This is a genomic window from uncultured Novosphingobium sp. (assembly GCF_964277725.1).
Taxonomy (GTDB): Bacteria; Pseudomonadota; Alphaproteobacteria; order Sphingomonadales; family Sphingomonadaceae; genus Novosphingobium; species Novosphingobium fluoreni.
The window spans coordinates 1-20,017 of sequence record NZ_CAXYKL010000159.1 but is presented as its reverse complement, the minus strand read 5'-3'; the positions used below and the strand labels follow the sequence as shown (position 1 = coordinate 20,017).

The window sequence follows — 20,017 nt, the reverse complement described above, 5'->3', positions numbered from 1 at the left end:
CCAGCGCCGGCACCCGGTTGAAACCGTCAAGGCCCGTCTCCAGCCCGCGCAGGGCCTTTTGCATCGATTCCTTGATGTTGCGCCCGATCGCCATGACCTCGCCCACCGATTTCATCGCGGTGGTGAGAAGCGGATCCGCGCCCTTGAACTTCTCGAACGCAAAACGCGGGATCTTGGTGACAACGTAGTCGATCGTCGGCTCGAAGCTCGCCGGGGTCGCGCCGGTGATCTCGTTCATGATCTCGTCGAGCGTGTAACCGATCGCCAGCTTGGCGGCGACGCGTGCGATCGGGAAGCCGGTGGCCTTCGAAGCCAGCGCCGACGAGCGCGAGACGCGAGGGTTCATTTCGATGACGATCAGGCGGCCGTCCTTGGGGTTTACCGCGAACTGCACGTTCGAGCCGCCGGTCTCCACGCCGATCTCGCGCAGCACCGCGATGCTGGCGTTGCGCATGATCTGGTATTCCTTGTCGGTCAGCGTCAGCGCCGGCGCGACGGTGATGGAATCGCCCGTGTGGACGCCCATCGGATCGACGTTCTCGATCGAGCAGATGATGATGCAGTTGTCGTGCCGATCCCGCACGACCTCCATCTCGTACTCCTTCCAGCCGAGCAGCGATTCCTCGATCAGCACCTCGGTGGTGGGAGAGGCATCGAGGCCGCTCTTCACGATCGTCTCGAACTCGGCCTTGTTATAGGCGATGCCGCCGCCGGTGCCGCCCAACGTGAAGCTGGGGCGGATGATCGCGGGCAAGCCGGTGATTTCTAGCCCGGCAAGCGCCTCTTCCAGCGTATGCGCAACGACCGAGCGGGCGGATTCCAACCCGATCTTGTCCATCGCCTCGCGGAAGCGCTGGCGATCCTCCGCCTTGTCGATCGCATCGGCGTTGGCGCCGATCATCTGCACGCCCAGGCGATCGAGCGTACCATCGTTGAACAGTGCCAGCGCACAGTTCAGCGCGGTCTGCCCGCCCATCGTCGGCAACAACGCGTCAGGGCGCTCCTTCTCGATGATGCGCGTGACGATCTCGGGCGTGATCGGCTCGACATAAGTCGCGTCGGCCATGTCCGGATCAGTCATGATCGTTGCCGGGTTCGAATTCACCAGGACGACGCGATAGCCCTCCTCGCGCAGCGCCTTGATCGCCTGCGTACCCGAATAGTCGAACTCGCACGCCTGGCCGATGATGATCGGGCCTGCGCCGATGACGAGGATGGTGGAGATGTCAGTGCGTTTTGGCATTATGCGTCCAGACCGAAATGCTTACGACCAAGTTTAACTAGCTGTAGAAAAGCAGCCTCATCCAAGCGGATATTTTGACTCTGCTTTTTAGTTTCTTGCCGATTCATTGAACCCGCAGTGTTGATTTGAATGAATTTTGAGCCGTTGAAATCGAGAGCGATGAGATCGCCATGTATAGCTTCTGCTTGTGGACGCTGCTGACCCTGATCTTTCACATCGAACCGCTGGATGTAAGCCATTGTCTACGCTCCCATCATCTCGACGAACTGCCTGAATAGATAGAAGCTGTCCTGCGGGCCGGGGCTCGCTTCGGGGTGGTACTGCACGCTGAAGGCGCGCTTGCCGCTGAGGGAGATGCCGCAGTTGGAGCCGTCGAACAGCGAAACGTGCGTCGCCACCACGTCTTCCGGCAGGCTTTCGGTGTCGACCGCGAAGCCATGGTTCATCGAGGTGATCTCCACCACGGCGTCGGCCAAGCGCTTCACCGGATGGTTCGCGCCGCGATGGCCCTGGTGCATCTTCAGCGTCCTGGCACCAGCCGCCAAAGCGAGAAGCTGGTGGCCCAGGCAAATTCCGAAAACGGGAATGTCGCGGGCCAGCAGTTCCCGGATCACCGGCACTGCATAGATGCCGGTCGCCGCCGGATCGCCGGGGCCGTTGGAAAGGAACACGCCATCGGGCTTCAGCGCCAGGATCGTCTCCAGCGTCGCCTCGGCGGGAACCACCGTCACGCGCGCGCCGGCTTTCACCAGGTTGCGGAAGATGTTGTCCTTCGAACCGAAGTCGATTGCGACGGCGTGCGGACGGGTATCGCGTGAGGAGCGGCCGTAGCCCTGCCCCAGCGTCCAGGTGGAGCCTTCCCACTGCTCTTCGATCTCGCGGCTGACGATCTTGGCCAGGTCCATGCCTTCGAGGCCCGGCCAGTCCTGCGCGCGCTTGATCAGCGCCGGGATATCGAAGCGGCCTTCGGGATCATGGGCGATCACCGCGTTAGGCGCGCCGGACAAACGGATACGCCGCGTGATCGCGCGCGTGTCTACTCCGGCCAGGCCGACCTTGCCCTTGTGCGCCAGCCAATCACCCAGCTCACCGCGCGAGCGGAAGTTGGAGGCCTGCGTCACGTCCTCGCGCACGACCATGCCGACCGCACCATCGACCTTGGATTCGTGATCCTCGTCGTTGATGCCGACGTTGCCGATGTGCGGAAAGGTGAAGGTGACGATCTGCGCGGCGTAGGAGGGATCGGTCATCACCTCCTGATATCCGGTCATCGAGGTGTTGAAGCACAGCTCCCCCACAGCCTCTCCGACAGCGCCGAAACCTCGGCCCCAGACGACGTGCCCGTCAGCAAGGACGAGAACGCCTGTCGCTCCGTCTGGTTTTGGCGCGTGCGAAGATGCGGCGTCGGCCATGAAGGGTCGCTCCGGTGACAAGTTCTACCAATGGGTGCTAAGGCGCTGCGGCTAGTGGCGGTTCCGCCCGTCGTCAAGGCGCGCGGTGGAAATTGCGCACGAAACGCACTAGTTTCCCGCCATCGATTTCATTCCAGACCTTCAGGAACACGACAGAACATGATCCGCGACACGATCAAGGCCGCCCAGATTTCAAGCATGAAGAGCGGCGACAAGCAACGCCTCGCCGCGGTGCGCCTCATCCTCGCCAAGATAAAGGACCGGGACATCGAACTGCGCACCGGCGCCGCCCCGACCGACGATGACGCGATGGTGATCGAGGTGCTGCAAAAGATGGTCAAGCAGCGGCGCGAATCGATCCAGCTGTTCGAACAAGGCGGTCGGCCGGAAAAAGCCGAGGAAGAAAAGGCGGAACTGGCGGTGATCGAGGATTTCCTGCCCCAGCAGATGTCCGAAGCCGATACCAAGGCCGCGATCGAGGCGATCAAGGCGGAAACCGGCGCGGGCGGCCTGAAGGACATGGGCAAGGTGATGGCCGAACTGAAGGCCCGGCACGGCTCGGTGCTGGATATGGGCAAGGCTAGCGGTTGGGTGAAGGAAGCGTTGGCTTAGAAGAATTTGCGCTGCCCCGGGGGCTGGCGCACCACAATCTCCCCTCCCGCTTGCGGGAGGGGTCGGGGGAGGGCCTGTTTGCCCAGCGAAAGAGCAGCAGTTGGACTACCACGACAAAGGCTACTCCCGCCCCACGGCGCGCTCCCGCGAACTTCGCCGCGACGCTACCGAAGCCGAACGCAGGCTCTGGCTCGCGATCAGCGCTCGCAAGCTAGCCGGTGTCCCATTCAACCGCCAGTTTCCCATCGGTCCTTTCATTTGTGACTTCGTTTCCCGAGAGTACCGGCTGGTGATAGAGGTTGACGGTGGGCACCACGCCCATGCTGTCGATGATGACCAGAAGCGCACCCGCTTTCTTGAAAAACAGGGCTATACCGTGATCCGCTTCTGGAATGCCGAGGTCATGGATAGTCTGAACGGAGTACTGAACCGGATTGCGCACGTCTTTTCAGACACGCCCTCCCCCAACCCCTCCCGCTCGCGGGAGGGGAGTTTGTGGGGTCCTAAAGCATCGCGCGGACAGGCCCCTCCATGCTGACCCCCCAATGGCTCGACCAGCTCCGCTCTCGCGTCACGCTCTCCGCGCTCATCGGTCGTACGGTTCGCCTGACCAAGGCGGGCAACGAGTTCAAGGCCTGCTGCCCGTTCCATAACGAGAAGACCCCTAGCTTCCACGTCAACGACGCGAAAGGCTTCTACCACTGCTTCGGCTGCTCGGCGCATGGCGATGCGATTCGCTGGATGACCGATCATCAGGGCCTGGCCTTCATGGATGCGGTGAAGGAATTGGCCGCCGAAGCCGGCATGGACGTGCCCGCGCCTGACCCGCATCAGGCTCGCGCGGCAGAGAAGCGCGATTCCCTGCATGATGTGATGGCCGCGGCGCAGGAGTGGTTCGTCAACCAGCTGGCCGCGCCCGAAGGTGAGGCGGCGCGCGCCTATCTGGCCACGCGCGGGTTCGATGCGCACACGGTGCAGCGTTTCGGTTTCGGCTTCGCGCCCGAAGGACGCCAAGCGCTGAAAGGCGCGCTCTCGCGCTTTCCCGAGGCGATGCTGATCGAAGCGGGCCTGCGGATCGTCGTGGACGACAAGGACCCGTACGATCGCTTTCGCGGCCGGCTTATGCTGCCGATCGAGGATACGCGCGGCCGCGTGATCGCCTTCGGCGGCCGCATCCTCGCCAAAGGCAAGACGGACGCTCCCAAGTATCTGAACTCGCCCGATACACCGCTGTTCGACAAAGGTCGCACGCTCTACAACCTGCATCGCGCCGCGCCCGCGGCCCGCCAGTCCGGGCGGGTGATCGTGGTCGAGGGTTATATGGACGTGATCGCGCTGGCTGCCGCCGGGATCGCCGAATGCGTCGCCCCGCTGGGCACCGCGCTGACCGAGCCCCAGATCGAAATGCTGTGGCGCCATGTCGAAACGCCGATCCTGTGCTTTGACGGCGATGCCGCCGGCCAACGTGCCGCCATGAGGGCGGTCACGCGCGCGCTGCCCCTGCTTCGCCCGGCGCACAGCTTGCGCATCGTCCGTCTGCCGGAAGGGCTCGATCCAGACGATCTGATGAAGGCCAAGGGCCGGCCCGCGATGGAAGCGATGCTGGAAGACGCGCGCCCGCTGGTCGATGTTTTATGGGAAGCGGAACGCGAATCCACACAGCTCGATACCCCCGAAGCCAAGGCCGGGCTGAAGGCGCGCCTGCTGGCGCATGTCGAGGCGATCGGCCATCAGGACGTCGCCAGCCTCTACAAGCGCGAACTGATGGACCGCTATTCCGCCTTCGCCTTTCCCCGGCGAGAGGAACGGCCCTTCACCTCGCGCCGCGCCGCACCGAACGGGCGGGGCAATTTCAAACGCGGCGTGTTTGAGGAGCGGCAACCATCAGATCCGCAATCGATTGCCCGGCTCAACCGTGCGATGGACGGTGGCCGCGATGCCCTGTCCGCCGCGATCCTGGCCGGTCTCGTGCGGTGGCCCTCGCAAATCCACCGCCATGCCGAGACGCTGATGTCCACGCATGGCCTCGATCGACGTTTCGCGTTGCTCGTCGATTGCTGTGACTCAACCGATCCGCTTGAAACCGCTGATCTGACTTCCATATTGGTTCGACACGGCCTGGAATTGCCTGGTCCGTCCGCCTGGTCGGGCTTGCGTTTCGGGTTTCTCCAACCTGAGGCGACGGAGGCTCAAGGCGCTTCGGAGCTGGCGCAAGCGATAGAACTCCTGGTCGAACGTCCGGCGTTGGAAGCGGCGCTGGCGAGGGCTACGGCACGGTTTGAAGGCGACTTGTCCGAAGAGGCGTTTGAAGAGCAACAACGATTGCTCAAGAGAAAGCTGGAATTTGACAACCGCCTCAGGCAAATGGCGACCAGACATGCGGCCGGTTCGTAAAATAACGCGGCGGCACGATCACACGGCGGTAGAATGAGCAAGAACGACACCAACGGCGGCGATAACAATTCCGACGGCACCGATGCGCCGTTGATCGACCTCAACGAGGCTTCGGTCAAGAAGCTGATCGCGCGCGCCAAGCGTCGCGGTGTGATCACCTATGACGAGCTGAACGAAGCTCTGCCCCAAGACCAGATGTCCACCGACCAGATCGAGGACATCATGGCCGCGATCTCGGAAATGGGCGTCAACATCGTCGAGAACGACGAAGGCGCCGATAGCGAGGAAGAACGCGAGGCCGACGACGCCGAGAACGAGGCGGAGGAGGACGATGGTTCCGCTCCGCGCCAGAACGTCGATCCTGCCAAGAAAAAGGAAACGATAGAGCGCACCGATGATCCGGTGCGCATGTACCTGCGCGAGATGGGCGCGGTGGAGCTGCTCAGCCGCGAAGGCGAGATCGCGATCGCCAAGCGCATCGAAGCTGGCCGCGACATGATGATCCTGGGTCTGTGTGAAAGCCCGATCACGTTTCACGCTATCATCCAGTGGTCCGAAGCGCTGAACAACGGCGAGATGCAGCTGCGCGAGATCCTCGATCTCGACGCCATGCTTTCCAAGGAACCCGCGCCCGAAACGCTGACCGACGACGCCGAGGAAGGCGATGGCGAGATCAGCGAAGCGACCGCCGGCCCTTCCTACAAGGAAGAGGACGAAGTCGAGGAAGAGCCCGAATCGTCCGATGACGACGAGGACGGCATCGAGCGCCGGGCCAAGCGCCCCGTGGAGGAAGAGGAAGAGGACAACACCCTCAGCCTCGCGCAGATGGAAGCCGCGCTTAAGCCTGAGGCGCTGGAGAAGTTCGCGCAGATCACCGAGATGTTCCAGACCTTCGAGAAGCTCCAGTCCGAGCGGCTCGATGCGCTGGCGCTGGGCGTCAATTTCTCCGCCGTGAAGGAACAGCAATACCACCAGCTGCGCGAAGACCTGACCGCGCAAGTGGAATCGGTGAAGTTCCACGCCACCAAGATCGAATACCTGGTCGACAATCTCTACGCCTTCAACCGCCGCCTGACCGCGCTGGGCGGCCAGATGCTGCGTCTGGCAGAGCGTCACAAGGTGAAGCGTACCGATTTCCTGACCGCCTATGTCGGCCGAGAACTGGACGATACCTGGCTTGCCGAGATGGGCAAGAAGGACAAGAAGTGGCTGGCTTTCGCAGAGAGCGAGGCTGATGCGGTCGAGCGCATTCGCTCTGAAGTGTCCGACATCGCCGCCGCCACCGGCATGGCGCTCCCCGAGTTCCGCCGCATCGTCAACATGGTCCAGAAGGGTGAGCGCGAGGCGCGCATCGCCAAGAAGGAAATGGTCGAGGCGAACCTGCGGCTCGTGATCTCGATCGCAAAAAAGTACACCAATCGCGGCCTGCAGTTCCTGGACTTGATCCAGGAGGGCAACATCGGCCTGATGAAGGCCGTCGACAAGTTCGAGTATCGGCGCGGCTACAAGTTCAGCACGTACGCGACGTGGTGGATACGCCAGGCCATCACCCGCTCGATCGCCGACCAGGCGCGGACCATCCGCATCCCGGTCCATATGATCGAGACGATCAACAAGCTGGTGCGCACCAGCCGCCAGTTCCTCCACGAGCAGGGCCGCGAGCCCACGCCAGAGGAAATGGCCGAGCGTCTGTCGATGCCGCTCGAAAAGGTCCGCAAGGTGATGAAGATCGCAAAGGAGCCGATCTCTCTTGAAACGCCGATCGGCGACGAGGAAGACAGCCATCTGGGCGATTTCATCGAGGACAAAAACGCGATCATCCCGGTGGATGCCGCGATCCAGGCCAACCTCAAGGAAACCGTCACCCGCGTGCTCGCATCGCTGACGCCGCGTGAAGAGCGCGTGCTGCGCATGCGCTTCGGCATCGGCATGAACACCGATCATACGCTGGAAGAAGTCGGCCAGCAGTTCTCGGTCACGCGTGAGCGTATCCGCCAGATCGAAGCCAAGGCGCTGCGCAAGCTCAAGCACCCCAGCCGCAGCCGCAAGATGCGCTCTTTCCTGGACCAGTAAGCACCCGGCTCCAAGCAGTATATCAAACACCCGCGACCATGTGTCGCGGGTGTTTTCGTTCAAGACCCGCAGAAAAGCTAACCGGCTTGACTGCATCGTCTCGTCTACAGGGGAAAGCATCATGACATCCCGGTTCCGGTCGTTCTCGTTCCTTGTTCTGTCATTCGCGCTGATGGTGCCTGCGGCCGACGCGGTGACACCGAAAGCACCGGTGATGGCCGAAAGTGAAAACCTGACGCTTGCCGCCGAGCTTGTGGCAATTGCCTTCCCACCCCTGGCTCGGCAGGAGATGATGGACAAGATCATGAAAGCCATGACCGCGCAGATGACTGCTGCCATGCCGCTGGACTCGATCAAGGATGCCGGCCTGAAGCAGATCGTGCTCGACTATATGGCCAAACTCCCGGCAACTCTGCGGCCCGCGACCGCTGCCTTCATTCCGAAGCAGATGGACGCGGTTGAGCAGGCCTATGCGCGGATGTTCACCGCCCCCCAATTGCGCGACATCGTCGCTTTTGCGCGGACGCCGTCGGGTGCGGAATACCTCCGTCGCGCTCCGGAAGTCCTGTCCGATCCCGGGGTCGCGGCCGTCAACACGGAATATTTCCGCGAAGCCAGCGAACTGACCAAAGGCTCTGCAGCGCAACTTCGCGCTGACATGATGGCCTATTTGAAAGCTCATCCGACAGCCCAGCAGCCGTGAACTAGCGCGGCCACAGGGCCCGTTTTGCGACTGCCCATCGCCCAACAGGGCTGCGTTTGAACCGCGCCATGTTTACATCTCGTTCCGCCCTCCCCATCGTGAGATAGATGGACTCGCTCGCCCTTCCCGCGCTTCATGCCAGCCATGCCGGAACCTGGCTGCGCGAGCGGACCGGCGTGACCCGGACGGTGGGCAAGGGCGAGGCGGTGATGGCGGTGGCGGATACGCCGCACCTCATGCTCAACGCCCCGCTGGTCGCGACAAGGCTGGGTTATCCCGATCTGTCCGGCCTTGATCTGCTGGAACTGTTCGCCTTCATCCACCCTGCGCGGTTCGTGGTGCCGACGCCCAAGGGCCTCGCCCATGCGCTGGGACTGCCCGAGCCGAGTGACGACGCCCAGGTTCCGCAACTGTTGCAGCAGGCGGCCGCAGCCCTGCTCGCCGTCTGTCAGGACCCGAAGTGGATCGAGCGCGAGGGTGCGTGGAGCGCTCTACAGTCCCTCACCCGCCTGCGCTGGCCATGGAGCGGGCCTCTCACCGGTTGCATCCCCCGCCCGGAACGCGCGGAGCGCTGGCTATTCAGCAAGCTGCCTGAGTGGGAGGAAGCGGGCGAATCAGCTCAGCCCCGGCAAGTCGAGCTGGGCGAAGCCGATACCCTGTCTCGCCTGGCGGAGCTGACCGGCCACGCCGCCGAACAGCGAACCGGCCAGCGCGATTATGCCGCGCGGGCCACCGGCGCGTTCTCGCCGCGTCGCAAATCCGGTCAGCCGCATCTGCTGCTGGCGCAAGCTGGGACCGGCATCGGCAAGACGCTGGGCTATCTCGCGCCGGCCTCGCTGTGGAGCCAGCTTTCCGGCGGGACGGTGTGGGTGTCGACGTTCACCAAAGCTCTGCAACGGCAATTGCGCCAGGAAAGCCGCCGCGCCTGGCCGGAGCGGCGCGTCGATGGCACGCAGCCGGTGGTGGTGCGCAAGGGGCGTGAGAACTACTTGTGCCTGCTCAATCTGGAGGATGCGCTGCAGGGCGGCTTTGCCGGGCGTGCGGCCATCCTGGCGCATCTTGTGGCGCGGTGGGCGGCTTACACGCAGGATGGCGACATGATCGGCGGCGATCTGCCAGGGTGGCTCGGCACCCTGTTTCGCCAGCGTGGGATCGCGGCGCTGACCGACCGGCGCGGCGAATGCGTCTATGCCGGCTGCCCGCACTATCGCAAATGCTTCATCGAACGGGCCGCCCGCGCCAGCGCCAGCGCCGACCTCGTAATCGCCAATCATGCCCTCGTCATGGTCAATGCCGCGCGCGGACGCGATCATGCCGCGCGCCCCACGCGGATCGTTTTCGACGAGGGGCATCACGTGTTCGACGCCGCCGATTCGACCTTCGCGGCGGCCCTCACCGGTGCCGAGGCGATCGAGTTGCGCCGCTGGGTGATCGGCCCGGAAAAAGCCTCACGCGGGCGTCGGCGTGGCCTTGCCGCTCGCCTTGCCGATGTCGCCAGCTATGACGAAGCGGGCGGTCGCGCGATCAGCGCCGCACGGGAGGCGGCTGAGGCACTACCTGCCGACGGTTGGCTGCAACGCTTGGTCGAAGGCACACCCTCCGGCCCGGTGGAGGAACTGCTCGGGGCAGTGCGCGCGACTGTCTATGCGCGAGACGAAAGCGGTGGCACCGAAGCCGGCTATGGCCTCGAAACCGAGGCAGCCGGTCTGGAGGGGCCGTTCGTCGAACAAGCGCAGGCCGCCCGCGCCGCGTTGGCAGAGTTGCGACAGCCGTTGATCCGTATCGGCTCGCGGCTGGAAGCACTGCTGGAAGAGCCGCCCGATTGGCTGGACAGCCAAGGCCGCCAGCGAATCGAAGGTGCGCGTCATTCGCTCAGCTGGCGGGTCGATCTGCTCGCCTCTTGGGAAGCGCTGCTGGAACGACTGGGCGGTCCCGCCGATCCGGAATTCGTGGACTGGCTGGCTGTCGATCGCGGGGAAGCGCGTGAGTTCGATGTCGGCATCCATCGCCGCTGGGTGGACCCGATGAAGCCGTTCGCCCGCACCGTGCTGGAACCGGCCCACGGTGTCGTCATGACATCCGCCACTCTCACCGATCGCACCGGGCGGGAGGAGGAGGATTGGGCTGTCGCCGTGGCGCGCAGCGGGGCGCCGCACATCGGCGTCACGCCGCAGATGTCCGCGCACCAGAGCCCGTTCGACTATCAGGCGCAGTCCGAAGTGCTCATCGTCACCGATGTGCCGCGCGGCGACATCCCCGCGCTGGCGGGGGCCTATGGCCGGTTGATCGAAGCATCGGGCGGCGGCGTCCTAGGTCTGTTCACTGCCATTCGCCGCCTTCGCGCCGTCCATGGCCGCATCGCCGATCGCCTCGCACGCGGCGGATTGCCGCTCTATGCCCAGCATGTCGATCCGATCGACACCGGAACTTTGGTAGACATCTTTCGCGACGATCCGGCCGCCTCACTGCTGGGAACCGACGCTTTGCGCGATGGCGTGGACGTGCCGGGCCGCTCCTTAAGACTGGTGGTGATGGAGCAGGTACCCTGGCCCCGCCCGACCATCCTGCATCGCGCCCGCCGGCTCGCTGCCAGCGCGGAAAAGAACGGCGCGCAAAGCTATGACGATGCAATCATCCGGGCTCGGCTGGCACAGGCGTTCGGCCGGCTGATTCGCAGCAAGGACGATCGCGGCCACTTCGTCGTCCTGTCATCCGCGTTTCCGTCCCGCTTGTTGACCGCGTTTCCAGCCGGGACGCCAATTCACCGCGTTACGCTGGAAGAGGCCTTGCAACGCGTCGCCGCTCATGGTGAGGAGCCGGGCATGAGCAGCACCGAAGCCGCGCGCGCATCATGATCGCGCGCCTTTCCCACGCCGACGCCTCCGCGCGGATCGACCGCCCATGAAGAGGCTGGCCCTGTTTCGCCACGCCAAGTCCGATTGGAACGATGCGAGGCTGCGCGATTTCGATCGGCCGCTCAACCAGCGCGGGCGAACCGGGGCGGCGCTGATGGGGCTGCATATTCGCGATTATGGAGTGGACTGGCAGCGGATCATCGCCTCCCCCGCCGTCCGCGTGACGCAGACGATTGAGCTGGGAAGCGAGGCTGCCGGCCATACTCCGCCGGTCATCTGGGATCGGCGGATCTATCTCGCCAGTTCGCCGACGTTGATGGAGCTGCTGCGTGAGCAGGACGAACAGGCCGATGCGATCATCATGGTCGGCCACAATCCCGGGTTGGAGGACCTGATCTTCGATCTGGTGCCCGATGATGGCAAAAGCCCGCTGCGCGATGAGGTGGAAGACAAGTTCCCCACCGCCGCCTTCGCCGTTCTGGAACTGGCGATCGACGCCTGGAGCGAGATCGATGACGGCTGCGCGCGCCTGGTCCACCTGATGCGTCCGCGCGACCTGGACGCCCGGCTGGGTCCGTCGCTGGAAGACTAAGTCGTCGCTGCGTTTAACGGCACTAAACCGTCAGTCGCGATCGAGCGCGCTGGCCAGTTCCGCGCGGATTTCGTGGAGGCGTGCCATCAGCTGCGATGGCTCCACCGTCGTTTCCAATTTCGCGGTCGACGGTTCGATGGCAGGTTCTGGCATCCTGGCCGTTTCAGCGCTGGTGGCGCCCTGTCCCGTTTCCAGGAACTGCCGTGCACCGCGCAAGGTGAAACCTTCGCGATGCACCAAGCGGTCGATCTCGGCGATCAGGGCTATGTCTTCGGGCCGGTAATAACGCCGCCCGCCGCTTCGCTTGACCGGGCTGAGCATCGGAAACTGCTCTTCCCAATAGCGCAGCACGTGCTGCCGGATGCCCAGCACCCGGGTGACTTCCCCAATGGTCCGCAAGGCATCAGGCGCCTTGCCGTCTTTGAAGTCTGGAATCATGGCGCTACCATAGCGCCTTGATGCCGCCCCCGTCACGCAACGATCGTCACGCGGCGGTGATGCGATCCTTCAGCATCTGGCTGGCGCGGAAGGTCATCACGCGGCGTGGAGTGATCGGCACTTCAACGCCGGTCTTGGGATTGCGCCCGACCCGTTCACCCTTGTCCCGCAGCAGGAAAGTGCCGAAGCCGGAAATCTTGACGTTTTCCCCGCGAGATAGGGCCTCGCACATGTGCCGCAAGACGGACTCCACCATCCCCAGCGACTCGGCACGGGACAGGCCGAGCTTGGTATGAATGGCTTCGGCAATGGCTGCGCGTGTGAGCGTCTCTGTCGAGCGCATCGTTCCCTACCCTTTTCGCAAATAACCCCGCGGCGGGATCATAGATTTTTGTTTGAATAAATCAACAAATGTGCAGAAAAACGCGCGTCAAACTGTACTGCAGCGTCTAATTACATGCGAAACAGGCTTGCACCCCAAGTGAAGCCGCCGCCCATGGCTTCCAGCATGACCAGTTGACCCGGCTTTATGCGCCCGTCCCGGACAGCCGTATCCAATGCCAGTGGCACGGATGCGGCGGAGGTGTTGGCGTGGCGATCCACCGTGATCACCACCTTTTCGGGCGGCAGGCTCAACTTGCGCGCCGTCGCGTCCAGAATGCGAGCGTTGGCCTGATGCGGCACTAGCCAATCGATATCGCTGGTCTGCAGGCACGTTTCGGCCAGCACTTCACGCAGCACGTCGGCCAAATTGACCACGGCATGGCGAAAAACCTCACGGCCTTTCATGCGCAGCTTGCCGACCGTGCCAGTGGTGGACGCACCACCATCGACGTAGAGCAACTGGTTGTGGTTGCCGTCCGCATGGAGCTTTGTCGCCAGGATGCCGCGCGGCGAATCGCCCGCCTGGTCCTGCGCTTCCAACAGGATCGCGCCGGCGCCATCGCCAAACAGCACGCAGGTGGTGCGATCTTCCCAGTCGAGAATGCGGCTGAACGTTTCCGCGCCAATCACCAGCGCGCGTTGCGCCATGCCGGTCCGCAGCATCGAGTCCGCCACGCCCACGGCATAGAGGAAACCGGAGCAGACAGCGGCGACGTCGAAGGCGATGCCGCCGTGACAGCCCAGGTTGTGCTGCACGATCGTGGCGGTGGCCGGAAAGGTCTGGTCCGGTGTGGCGGTAGCGAGGACGATAAGGTCCACATCTTTCGCCTCTACCCCGGCGGCGGCGATCGCAGCGCGCGCGGCCTCGGTGGCAAGCGATCCGGTGGTTTCGTCGGGTTCGGCAATGTGGCGCTGGCGGATGCCGGTGCGCTCTACGATCCACTCATCCGTGGTATCGACGCGAGCGGCCAGTTCGGCGTTGCTCACCACGGTGCGGGGCAGTGCCGAACCGGTGCCGATCACGACCGAGCGGCGCATCAGGCGCGCTCTTCCTGCGCCGATGCGCCATTGCGGCGCATGCGCAGCGATTCCTCGCCCACGCGGGCAAGGTCGGCGGTGATGCGATCGGTCACGTCTTCCTCCAACAGCCGCGCGGTGACCGCGACGGCATTGGCGACACCCGCCGCATTGGCGCTGCCGTGGCTTTTCACGACGATGCCGTTGAGGCCCAGGAACACCGCGCCATTGTGGTTGTTCGGGTCGAGATGATGCTTCAGCAGCTCGGTCGCCGGGCGGGAGACTAGAAAGCCGATTTTCGAGCGCAGTGAACTGGCAAAGCTGCGGCGCAGGAGGTCACCCACGAAGCGGGCAGTACCCTCGATCGCCTTGAGCGCGATGTTGCCGGAAAAGCCGTCCGTCACCACGACATCGACATCGCCGCGGCAGACCTTGTCTGCTTCGGTAAAGCCATCGAACGAGATCGAGAGATCGGCGGCGGCGGCTTTCAGCACGTTTGCGGCATCGCGCAGTTCGTCGGTGCCTTTAGTTTCTTCGGTACCGATATTCAGCAAGCGCACGCGCGGCGATTCACGTCCAGTGACCACGCGCGAATAGGCCGCGCCCATGATCGCGAATTGCACCAGGTTGCGCGTGTCACATTCGGTGTTGGCGCCAAGGTCCAGCATGACGACATCGTTATCGCCCAGCGTCGGCAGCAGCGCGGCCAGCGCAGGACGGTCGATCCCCGGCATGGTGCGCAGCGCAAGCTTGGACATCGCCATCAAAGCGCCGGTATTGCCGCCGCTGACGGCTGCGCCGGCATCGCCGGTTTTCACCGCGTTGATAGCCAGGCCCATGGACGTGCTCTTGGCACGACGGATCGCCTGGCTAGGCTTATCCTCGCCAGTGATCACACCATCAGTGTGGAGGATTTCGGACGACGCCCGCAGATTGGGATGCGCATCGAGCGCAGCCTTGATCCGCGGTTCGTCACCCACGAGCAGGAACTTGAAGCGATCGTGGCGGCGGCGCGCGAGTGCCGCGCCTTCCACCATCACGCGCACGCCCTCGTCACCGCCCATCGCGTCAACGGCGATACGCGGCAAGCTCATCGATAGTCTCCTGCCTTAAGAAACGTCAGGTCTTACGCTTCGACCGCAACGATCTCACGACCATTGTAATGGCCGCAGGCAGTGCAAAGATGGTGAGGACGCTTCAGTTCACCACAGTTGGTGCACTCAGCGAATGCTTCCGGCTTCAGCGCATCATGGCTGCGGCGCATGCCCCGGCGGGACGGGGTGGTTTTTCTTTTAGGGACAGCCATTTCGGCACCTGTTCCAAAACGTTTGAATGGTTAAGTCAAAAAGGCCGCCGAGACCTGAAGGCCGGCGGCTTTCGCGAAGGCGCGCCTATAACCGATTTTGCGCGGGTTGCAAGCCGTAGTCGGTCAGACCATGCTGGCAACATAACAGGGGAATGCCTTCAATCATGATTCTACAAACCACCTTGAGCTTGTCCGCCGCGGCCGCGATCATCAACATCTGGCTGGGGATCCGAACGGGCCAGGTTCGGATCGGCAAGAAGATCATGCACGGCGACGGGGGCGACGCGCTCTTGCTGCAGCGGATGCGGGCGCAAGCGAACTTCGTGGAAAACACGCCCTTCGCGCTGTTCCTGATCGCGGCGATCGAGCTGACCGGCAAGGGCAACCAGTGGCTGGCGATCGTCGGGTCCATCTTCATGCTGGCGCGCGTGGCCCATGCATTCGGCATGGATCGCGCCGGACCCAACCCACTTCGCGCCGGCGGCTTCATCATTACCTTGCTGGTGCTGCTGAGCCTGGCGGTTATGGCTGTGCTGATCGCCTTGGGGCGCTTCTAGCTTCCCCTTAACGGGCGAGAGCGGCGTCTCCCACGAAGGGGTTGGAGCGCCGCTCATCGCCGAACGTGCTGATCGGCCCGTGGCCCGGAACGAACGTGGTTTCGTCCCCCAGCGGCCAGAGCCGTCCGGTGATCGAATCGAGCAAGGTCTGCAGATCGCCGCGCGGAAAGTCAGTCCGGCCGATCGAGCCTTGGAACAGCACGTCACCCACGATCGCGAATTGCGAGGGGGCGTGGTGGAACACGATGTGGCCCGGGGTGTGCCCGGGGCAATGATAGACGTCCAGCTCCAGCTCACCCACCGTCACCCGGTCGCCGTTTTCCAGCCACCGGTCAGGCTCGAAGCTGTGCGCTTCCATGTTCCAGCGTGCACCGTCCTCGTCCAGTTGCGCGATCCAGAAGCGATCCTCTTCCTGCGGGCCTTCGATCGGCACGCCCTGCTCCTTGGCCAGCTCGCCCGCCAGGCCGCAGTGATCGAGGTGACCATGCGTCACCAGGATCTTCTCAAGGGTGACGCCGGTCTTCACCAAGGCCTCCTTCAGCCGATCGAGGTCACCGCCCGGATCGACCAGCGCGCCCTTCATCGTCTTGGTACACCAGATCAGGCTGCAATTCTGCTGCAGCGGCGTGACCGGCACGATAGCGACCCGCATCGGAGGCTGTGACGTTGGCGTTTGGGGAGTTTGCGTCATGTCGCGGGAAATGGCGGCAGCCGCCCGCGAATGCAACAAGAGAGGTGCCGGCGGCAAGGTGCTGGGCCAATCCCCACCGACGCCGCAAGAGCTTGCGTGTCAAAGTCGCCCGCTCTTCCATACGACCCGGCCGATCACTTCCACCTCACCGGGCTCGCACTCGATGGGGGCGTAGACCTTGTTGTCGCTCAGCAGGGTCAAACGGCCCGGAAGGCTGGTGTCGATCCGTTTGACCAGCAAGGCCCCTTCCCGACGAACCACGTGGATTCCATCACGCAGAGTTTCGGTGCCGCGCTCCACCAGAATCTCGTCCCCATCGCGCAAGGCCGGCTCCATCGAGTCGCCACGCACCGCGATCGCCGAAAGCCGATCGGGTTGCAGCCCCTGAGCGCGCAACCAGCGGCTGGAAAACCGGAAGCTGCCAACCGCGCTCTCCCCGGATACTTCCGCGCCCGGCCCCGCCGACGCGTGAAGCGGCAGGCGCGGGATGTCGATCCACTGGGCCCGCCCCAGGCCTAAGGATTTTTCCTGTGGTGCGCCAAGGTCTGTCGGGTCGATTCCGAAGAACTCGCTCAACGTGGCGCGATCGGTCTCTTCCAGCTTGCGAGGACTGCCCTTGCGGACGAATTGCTGCAGATAACTGGCGTTTTTCCCGATAAGCCGGGACAGCTGCGAAAGGCTGACCTGCCGCTCTTCCGCAAGAGCCAGCAGGCGACGGCGCGTAGGGTCCAATTCCATGTTGTCAGCATAGTGAAGGAAAAATCCTAGACAAGTAGGATTTCGCTTGGAACAAATGGAGACCACAGATCGAGTCATGCACGAGTGAGAGCCACCGGATGATCCTGCACCGCGTAGAACAGTTCCTGCGCCTCCACGACATGCCGTGGACCAAGTTCGGCCGCCTCGCCGCCGGAGATCCACGCCTGGTGGAGGACATGCGCAACGGCCGCGAACCCCGCCCCGCGATGATCCGCAAACTAGAACATTTCATGAACACTCACACGGAGAATACCAATGCTTCTTGAAGCGGCCCGCCCTTCCGCCATGATCACAGGTCTGCGCGAACAGGGGCTGCGCGGCCCCTGGCTTCGCTTGTTGCGGGTGCTGATCGACCTCGCCGGCCCCGGCCTGCAACTGCTTCACCATTCCGAGCGGGCGTGGTCCAGCGCCACCTTTCATGGCGCACGGCATACGTTCAACCTGTTGTGCGAGGGCATCGATGGGGTTGCGGCGGGCGAACGTCTGATCGCGGCTCTGCCCGATCACGAATTCACCTTACCCGGTCGCCTCGTGGCCGATGCCCAGATCGTGTCGGTCGACCACGGCTTGCTGCCCTCGCCCAGCCTGACGATGACGGTGGCGCTGCTGGTGCTGGACGATGACTGACGGCGCGGTGGCCTGCCGCTCAACCGCCTTGCGCAAACCGCTCGCGCATGGGCGGGGTGTGCAGGCAGGCGGCGAAATCAAACGGCCGGGTGCGCAGTGGCGGCACCCCCGCCGCATCCGGATGGAGCGGGTTCAACAGTACCACATCCGCTTCGGGCAGCACGCGCGAGGATATCGCAGCGAGGAGCGAACGGCGCTCCTCCAGCCAAAGCCCCACACTGTCGCGCAAGCGGCGATCATCGCCATCGTCCGCCATGCGTTCCGGCACGGCGTCCACTTCGGTCCAACCAAGCACGTAGTCTTCGGCAACGCCCGCAAGATCTGGTGGCAGGTATCGCAGCGTGATCAACACGGCGAGGGCAGCCTCGTTCGCCAGTGCGACCACGGGCAAGCCCGGCGGACTGTAGCGGCCGCCATGGATTCGCGCGCCCTCTCCGTCCAACGCCGCAAAGGGCGCGCGGGTAACGCGCCACAGTCGCATGCCTAGAGCTTCCACTCCCAACCCAGCGGATCGCCGTCCATCACCTCGACGCCATGGGCCGCAAGTTCGTCGCGCAAAGTATCGGAGGTGGCAAAGTCCTTCTCCGCCCGTGCCGCCTTGCGCCGGTCCAGCAGGACATCAATCGACGCTTCGTCGATCGTTGCCGCGATCGGGCGCAGGCGCAGATCGGCGCGCGTGAGGCCGAACAGGTCCAGACCCAGAACCAAGTCCATCTGCTCGACGACGGCTCGCTTGGCCCCGGCGTCGATCTTCTTGGCCGCCAGCACATCCTCCAGCGCGGTGAGGGCGATCGGGGTATTGAGATCGTCGGACACGGCCGCGTCGAACGCCGCCAGCATCGGTGCCAGCTTGGGATGCACACCCTCGCTTGCCGGCACATCGCGCAGCCGCTCGGCCGCGATCAGCATCCGCTTCAACCGCGTCAGCGCCGCGCCCAGGTTCTCCCATGAGAATTCCAGCTCGCTGCGATAGTGGGCCTGCAGGCACATCAGGCGGTAGGCAAGCGGGTGATAGCCGTTGTCGACCAGCAGCTGCACCCGCAGGAACTCGCCGCTGGACTTGCTCATCTTGCCCGAGCGTTCGACCAGGAAGTTGTTGTGCATCCACATCCGCGCGCCGGAATTGGCCGGCACGTCCAAACCGTTGGTGCAGCAGAAGGCCTGATTCTGCGCGATCTCGTTGGGATGATGGATCTCGCGGTGATCGATGCCGCCGGTGTGGATATCGAAGGGAAAGCCCAGCAGGTCGCCCGACATGACAGAGCATTCCAGATGCCAGCCCGGCGCGCCGCGACCCCACGGCGAATCCCACTCCATCTGCCGTGTCTCGCCCGCCGGGGTCTTGCGCCAGATCGCAAAGTCGGCGGCGTTGCGCTTGCCCTCCACCGCCTCGATCCGGCCTTCGCCCTCGTCCGTGTGGGCGCGGGCCAGCCGCCCGTAATCGCTAACGGTGGAGACGTCGAAATAGAGCCCGCTGTCCAACTCGTAGCAATGCTTGTCGGCGATGCTCTGGGCGAAGTCGATCATCTGCCGCACGTAGTCCGTCGCGATCGACCACTTGGTCGGCTCGCGTACGTTCAGCGCGCGAATGTCGGCCCAATAGGCTTCGGTATAATGGCGCGCGATGTCCCAGATGGACTGCGCTTTCTGGCGCGCCATCTTCTCCATCTTGTCCTCACCGGCATCGGCATCGTCGGTCAGGTGGCCGACATCGGTGATGTTGATGACGTGGGTGAGCGCGTAGCCCTTCCAACTCAGCGTCCGCCCCAGCACATCGGCAAAGACGTACGCGCGCATGTTGCCGATGTGCGGGTAATTATAAACCGTTGGCCCGCAACTATAGACCCTCGCCTCGCCAGGATGGACCGGCGCGAACGCCTCCAGGCTACGGGTCAGGCTGTTGTAGAGCTTCAGCATGGTCATGGCCGGGGGACTTACGCAAGGCCCCCGGCCAGTCAAGCTTCATGGGTAACGGTGATCCGCCCCAAGCTCACCAACCGCGACTTACCGGCGTGCTATTTCTTAGGGCCCGCAACCGCATCGATCATTCGCGCCAACTCGTCCGGCGTCGAATAGAACGGCGAGTGGTCGGTATCGAGCGTGGATACGGGGCAAGGTTGGGCAGCGATCATTGCGCGTTGGAGGCGGAGGTGGATGGTCTCGTCCTGCTCGCATAGGATGTAGTGGCGAGGGATGCGGCCGTAGCGTTCGGGGGTCAGAACCAGTGGCGCGGCGTTCAGACCGGTCGGCTCGGGGCTGAGGCGGGCAAAGGCCTGGTCCGCCAGATCCGGGGGTGTGCGCGTGTAGAACGTGGCGCGCGCGGCGTCGCGATCGGTGCAACGGGATGTCCGGCC

At 63.9% G+C, this 20,017-nt stretch carries 23 protein-coding genes; 10 read left to right on the top strand and 13 right to left on the bottom strand.

The features are described from left to right. The 3 genes from carB to carA form a co-directional block, all read right to left on the bottom strand. Positions 1–1,243: carbamoyl-phosphate synthase large subunit (carB, locus tag ACHWRX_RS09205; protein ID WP_394658963.1), on the bottom strand; the 1,243-nt coding region annotated here is incomplete at its 3' end. After that, positions 1,243–1,482 (bottom strand): hypothetical protein, encoded by a 240-nt coding sequence (locus tag ACHWRX_RS09200; protein ID WP_394658962.1) that lies wholly within the window; start codon positions 1,480–1,482, stop codon positions 1,243–1,245. The genes ACHWRX_RS09200 and carB, both read right to left, overlap by 1 nt. Before the next feature lie 3 nt (positions 1,483–1,485). Further along, a complete protein-coding gene (gene carA, locus ACHWRX_RS09195; protein WP_394658961.1) occupies positions 1,486–2,655 on the bottom strand; it encodes a glutamine-hydrolyzing carbamoyl-phosphate synthase small subunit in 1,170 nt (389 codons plus the stop codon). 159 nt (positions 2,656–2,814) lie between these two features. On the opposite strand from carA, the gene ACHWRX_RS09190 reads away from it, so the two are divergent. From ACHWRX_RS09190 to ACHWRX_RS09160, 7 genes are all read left to right on the top strand, one after another. Then, positions 2,815–3,267 (top strand): GatB/YqeY domain-containing protein, encoded by a 453-nt coding sequence (locus tag ACHWRX_RS09190; RefSeq protein WP_183616624.1) that lies wholly within the window; start codon positions 2,815–2,817, stop codon positions 3,265–3,267. 100 nt (positions 3,268–3,367) lie between these two features. Further along, on the top strand, positions 3,368–3,805 hold the full coding sequence (locus tag ACHWRX_RS09185) for an endonuclease domain-containing protein (protein WP_394658960.1): 438 nt from the start codon (positions 3,368–3,370) through the stop codon (positions 3,803–3,805). Beyond that, entirely contained in the window at positions 3,799–5,661 is a 1,863-nt protein-coding gene (dnaG, locus tag ACHWRX_RS09180) for a DNA primase (protein ID WP_394658959.1), read from the top strand. The genes ACHWRX_RS09185 and dnaG overlap by 7 nt, the downstream gene beginning before the upstream one ends. Positions 5,662–5,694: 33 nt before the next feature. After that, complete coding sequence (gene rpoD, locus ACHWRX_RS09175) at positions 5,695–7,734, top strand: RNA polymerase sigma factor RpoD (protein WP_394658958.1); 2,040 nt, start codon at positions 5,695–5,697, stop codon at positions 7,732–7,734. A gap of 121 nt (positions 7,735–7,855) precedes the next feature. After that, positions 7,856–8,437, top strand: coding sequence for a hypothetical protein (locus ACHWRX_RS09170; protein WP_394658957.1), 582 nt, complete (start codon positions 7,856–7,858; stop codon positions 8,435–8,437). A gap of 107 nt (positions 8,438–8,544) precedes the next feature. After that, positions 8,545–11,292, top strand: coding sequence for an ATP-dependent DNA helicase (locus tag ACHWRX_RS09165; RefSeq protein WP_394658956.1), 2,748 nt, complete (start codon positions 8,545–8,547; stop codon positions 11,290–11,292). A 46-nt stretch (positions 11,293–11,338) separates the two neighbouring features. Further along, positions 11,339–11,884, top strand: coding sequence for a histidine phosphatase family protein (locus ACHWRX_RS09160; protein WP_058736951.1), 546 nt, complete (start codon positions 11,339–11,341; stop codon positions 11,882–11,884). Between the two features lie 30 nt (positions 11,885–11,914). Here the strand turns inward: ACHWRX_RS09160 and ACHWRX_RS09155 are convergent, their stop codons facing one another. From ACHWRX_RS09155 to rpmF, 5 genes are all read right to left on the bottom strand, one after another. Then, on the bottom strand, positions 11,915–12,322 hold the full coding sequence (locus ACHWRX_RS09155; RefSeq protein ID WP_394658955.1) for a MerR family transcriptional regulator: 408 nt from the start codon (positions 12,320–12,322) through the stop codon (positions 11,915–11,917). A gap of 46 nt (positions 12,323–12,368) precedes the next feature. Next, positions 12,369–12,665, bottom strand: coding sequence for an integration host factor subunit alpha (locus tag ACHWRX_RS09150; RefSeq protein WP_058736953.1), 297 nt, complete (start codon positions 12,663–12,665; stop codon positions 12,369–12,371). 110 nt (positions 12,666–12,775) lie between these two features. Further along, a complete protein-coding gene (locus ACHWRX_RS09145) occupies positions 12,776–13,744 on the bottom strand; it encodes a beta-ketoacyl-ACP synthase III (RefSeq protein WP_394658954.1) in 969 nt (322 codons plus the stop codon). Further along, a complete protein-coding gene (gene plsX, locus ACHWRX_RS09140) occupies positions 13,744–14,817 on the bottom strand; it encodes a phosphate acyltransferase PlsX (protein WP_183616632.1) in 1,074 nt (357 codons plus the stop codon). Before plsX ends, ACHWRX_RS09145 begins: the two co-directional genes overlap by 1 nt. Before the next feature lie 32 nt (positions 14,818–14,849). After that, the gene (rpmF, locus tag ACHWRX_RS09135) at positions 14,850–15,029 is read right to left on the bottom strand and encodes a 50S ribosomal protein L32 (RefSeq protein ID WP_058736956.1); all 180 of its coding nucleotides are present in this window, start codon (positions 15,027–15,029) and stop codon (positions 14,850–14,852) included. Positions 15,030–15,193: 164 nt separating this feature from the next. Between rpmF and ACHWRX_RS09130 the strand changes: the two genes are divergently transcribed. Continuing rightward, positions 15,194–15,586 carry an MAPEG family protein gene (locus ACHWRX_RS09130; protein WP_394658953.1) on the top strand — a complete coding sequence of 131 codons (393 nt, stop codon included), beginning with the start codon at positions 15,194–15,196 and terminating at the stop codon, positions 15,584–15,586. 7 nt (positions 15,587–15,593) lie between these two features. Here the strand turns inward: ACHWRX_RS09130 and ACHWRX_RS09125 are convergent, their stop codons facing one another. Together ACHWRX_RS09125 and ACHWRX_RS09120 are read right to left on the bottom strand one after the other, a co-directional pair. Further along, positions 15,594–16,238, bottom strand: coding sequence for an MBL fold metallo-hydrolase (locus tag ACHWRX_RS09125; protein WP_058736957.1), 645 nt, complete (start codon positions 16,236–16,238; stop codon positions 15,594–15,596). Between the two features lie 138 nt (positions 16,239–16,376). Then, positions 16,377–17,015 carry a LexA family transcriptional regulator gene (locus tag ACHWRX_RS09120; RefSeq protein WP_058736958.1) on the bottom strand — a complete coding sequence of 213 codons (639 nt, stop codon included), beginning with the start codon at positions 17,013–17,015 and terminating at the stop codon, positions 16,377–16,379. A 98-nt stretch (positions 17,016–17,113) separates the two neighbouring features. Here ACHWRX_RS09120 and ACHWRX_RS09115 point away from each other — a divergent pair, with 98 nt between their 5' ends. Beyond that, positions 17,114–17,302: a hypothetical protein gene (locus ACHWRX_RS09115; protein ID WP_288485381.1), complete on the top strand. Its 189-nt coding sequence runs from the start codon at positions 17,114–17,116 to the stop codon at positions 17,300–17,302. Next, positions 17,292–17,663: a hypothetical protein gene (locus tag ACHWRX_RS09110; protein WP_394658952.1), complete on the top strand. Its 372-nt coding sequence runs from the start codon at positions 17,292–17,294 to the stop codon at positions 17,661–17,663. Before ACHWRX_RS09115 ends, ACHWRX_RS09110 begins: the two co-directional genes overlap by 11 nt. A 19-nt stretch (positions 17,664–17,682) precedes the next feature. On the opposite strand, the gene ACHWRX_RS09105 is transcribed toward ACHWRX_RS09110, so the two are convergent. The 3 genes from ACHWRX_RS09105 to ACHWRX_RS09095 all read right to left on the bottom strand — a co-directional run. Beyond that, positions 17,683–18,144 carry an RES family NAD+ phosphorylase gene (locus ACHWRX_RS09105; RefSeq protein WP_394658951.1) on the bottom strand — a complete coding sequence of 154 codons (462 nt, stop codon included), beginning with the start codon at positions 18,142–18,144 and terminating at the stop codon, positions 17,683–17,685. Positions 18,145–18,146: 2 nt separating this feature from the next. Then, complete coding sequence (gene cysS, locus ACHWRX_RS09100) at positions 18,147–19,586, bottom strand: cysteine--tRNA ligase (protein WP_394658950.1); 1,440 nt, start codon at positions 19,584–19,586, stop codon at positions 18,147–18,149. A 92-nt stretch (positions 19,587–19,678) separates the two neighbouring features. Then, positions 19,679–20,017: alpha/beta fold hydrolase (locus tag ACHWRX_RS09095; RefSeq protein ID WP_394658949.1), on the bottom strand; the 339-nt coding region annotated here is incomplete at its 5' end.

Bases quoted from the DNA above. Each gene is read 5' to 3' on its own strand.
- ACHWRX_RS09200 (WP_394658962.1), bottom strand. From the start codon at position 1,482: ATGGCTTACATCCAGCGGTTCGATGTGAAAGATCAGGGTCAGCAGCGT.
- carA (WP_394658961.1), bottom strand. From the start codon at position 2,655: ATGGCCGACGCCGCATCTTCGCACGCGCCAAAACCAGACGGAGCGACA.
- ACHWRX_RS09190 (WP_183616624.1), top strand. From the start codon at position 2,815: ATGATCCGCGACACGATCAAGGCCGCCCAGATTTCAAGCATGAAGAGC.
- dnaG (WP_394658959.1), top strand. From the start codon at position 3,799: ATGCTGACCCCCCAATGGCTCGACCAGCTCCGCTCTCGCGTCACGCTC.
- rpoD (WP_394658958.1), top strand. From the start codon at position 5,695: ATGAGCAAGAACGACACCAACGGCGGCGATAACAATTCCGACGGCACC.
- ACHWRX_RS09170 (WP_394658957.1), top strand. From the start codon at position 7,856: ATGACATCCCGGTTCCGGTCGTTCTCGTTCCTTGTTCTGTCATTCGCG.
- ACHWRX_RS09165 (WP_394658956.1), top strand. From the start codon at position 8,545: ATGGACTCGCTCGCCCTTCCCGCGCTTCATGCCAGCCATGCCGGAACC.
- ACHWRX_RS09160 (WP_058736951.1), top strand. From the start codon at position 11,339: ATGAAGAGGCTGGCCCTGTTTCGCCACGCCAAGTCCGATTGGAACGAT.
- ACHWRX_RS09155 (WP_394658955.1), bottom strand. From the start codon at position 12,322: ATGATTCCAGACTTCAAAGACGGCAAGGCGCCTGATGCCTTGCGGACC.
- ACHWRX_RS09150 (WP_058736953.1), bottom strand. From the start codon at position 12,665: ATGCGCTCGACAGAGACGCTCACACGCGCAGCCATTGCCGAAGCCATT.
- ACHWRX_RS09145 (WP_394658954.1), bottom strand. From the start codon at position 13,744: ATGCGCCGCTCGGTCGTGATCGGCACCGGTTCGGCACTGCCCCGCACC.
- plsX (WP_183616632.1), bottom strand. From the start codon at position 14,817: ATGAGCTTGCCGCGTATCGCCGTTGACGCGATGGGCGGTGACGAGGGC.
- rpmF (WP_058736956.1), bottom strand. From the start codon at position 15,029: ATGGCTGTCCCTAAAAGAAAAACCACCCCGTCCCGCCGGGGCATGCGC.
- ACHWRX_RS09130 (WP_394658953.1), top strand. From the start codon at position 15,194: ATGATTCTACAAACCACCTTGAGCTTGTCCGCCGCGGCCGCGATCATC.
- ACHWRX_RS09125 (WP_058736957.1), bottom strand. From the start codon at position 16,238: ATGCGGGTCGCTATCGTGCCGGTCACGCCGCTGCAGCAGAATTGCAGC.
- ACHWRX_RS09120 (WP_058736958.1), bottom strand. From the start codon at position 17,015: ATGGAATTGGACCCTACGCGCCGTCGCCTGCTGGCTCTTGCGGAAGAG.
- ACHWRX_RS09115 (WP_288485381.1), top strand. From the start codon at position 17,114: ATGATCCTGCACCGCGTAGAACAGTTCCTGCGCCTCCACGACATGCCG.
- ACHWRX_RS09110 (WP_394658952.1), top strand. From the start codon at position 17,292: ATGCTTCTTGAAGCGGCCCGCCCTTCCGCCATGATCACAGGTCTGCGC.
- ACHWRX_RS09105 (WP_394658951.1), bottom strand. From the start codon at position 18,144: ATGCGACTGTGGCGCGTTACCCGCGCGCCCTTTGCGGCGTTGGACGGA.
- cysS (WP_394658950.1), bottom strand. From the start codon at position 19,586: ATGACCATGCTGAAGCTCTACAACAGCCTGACCCGTAGCCTGGAGGCG.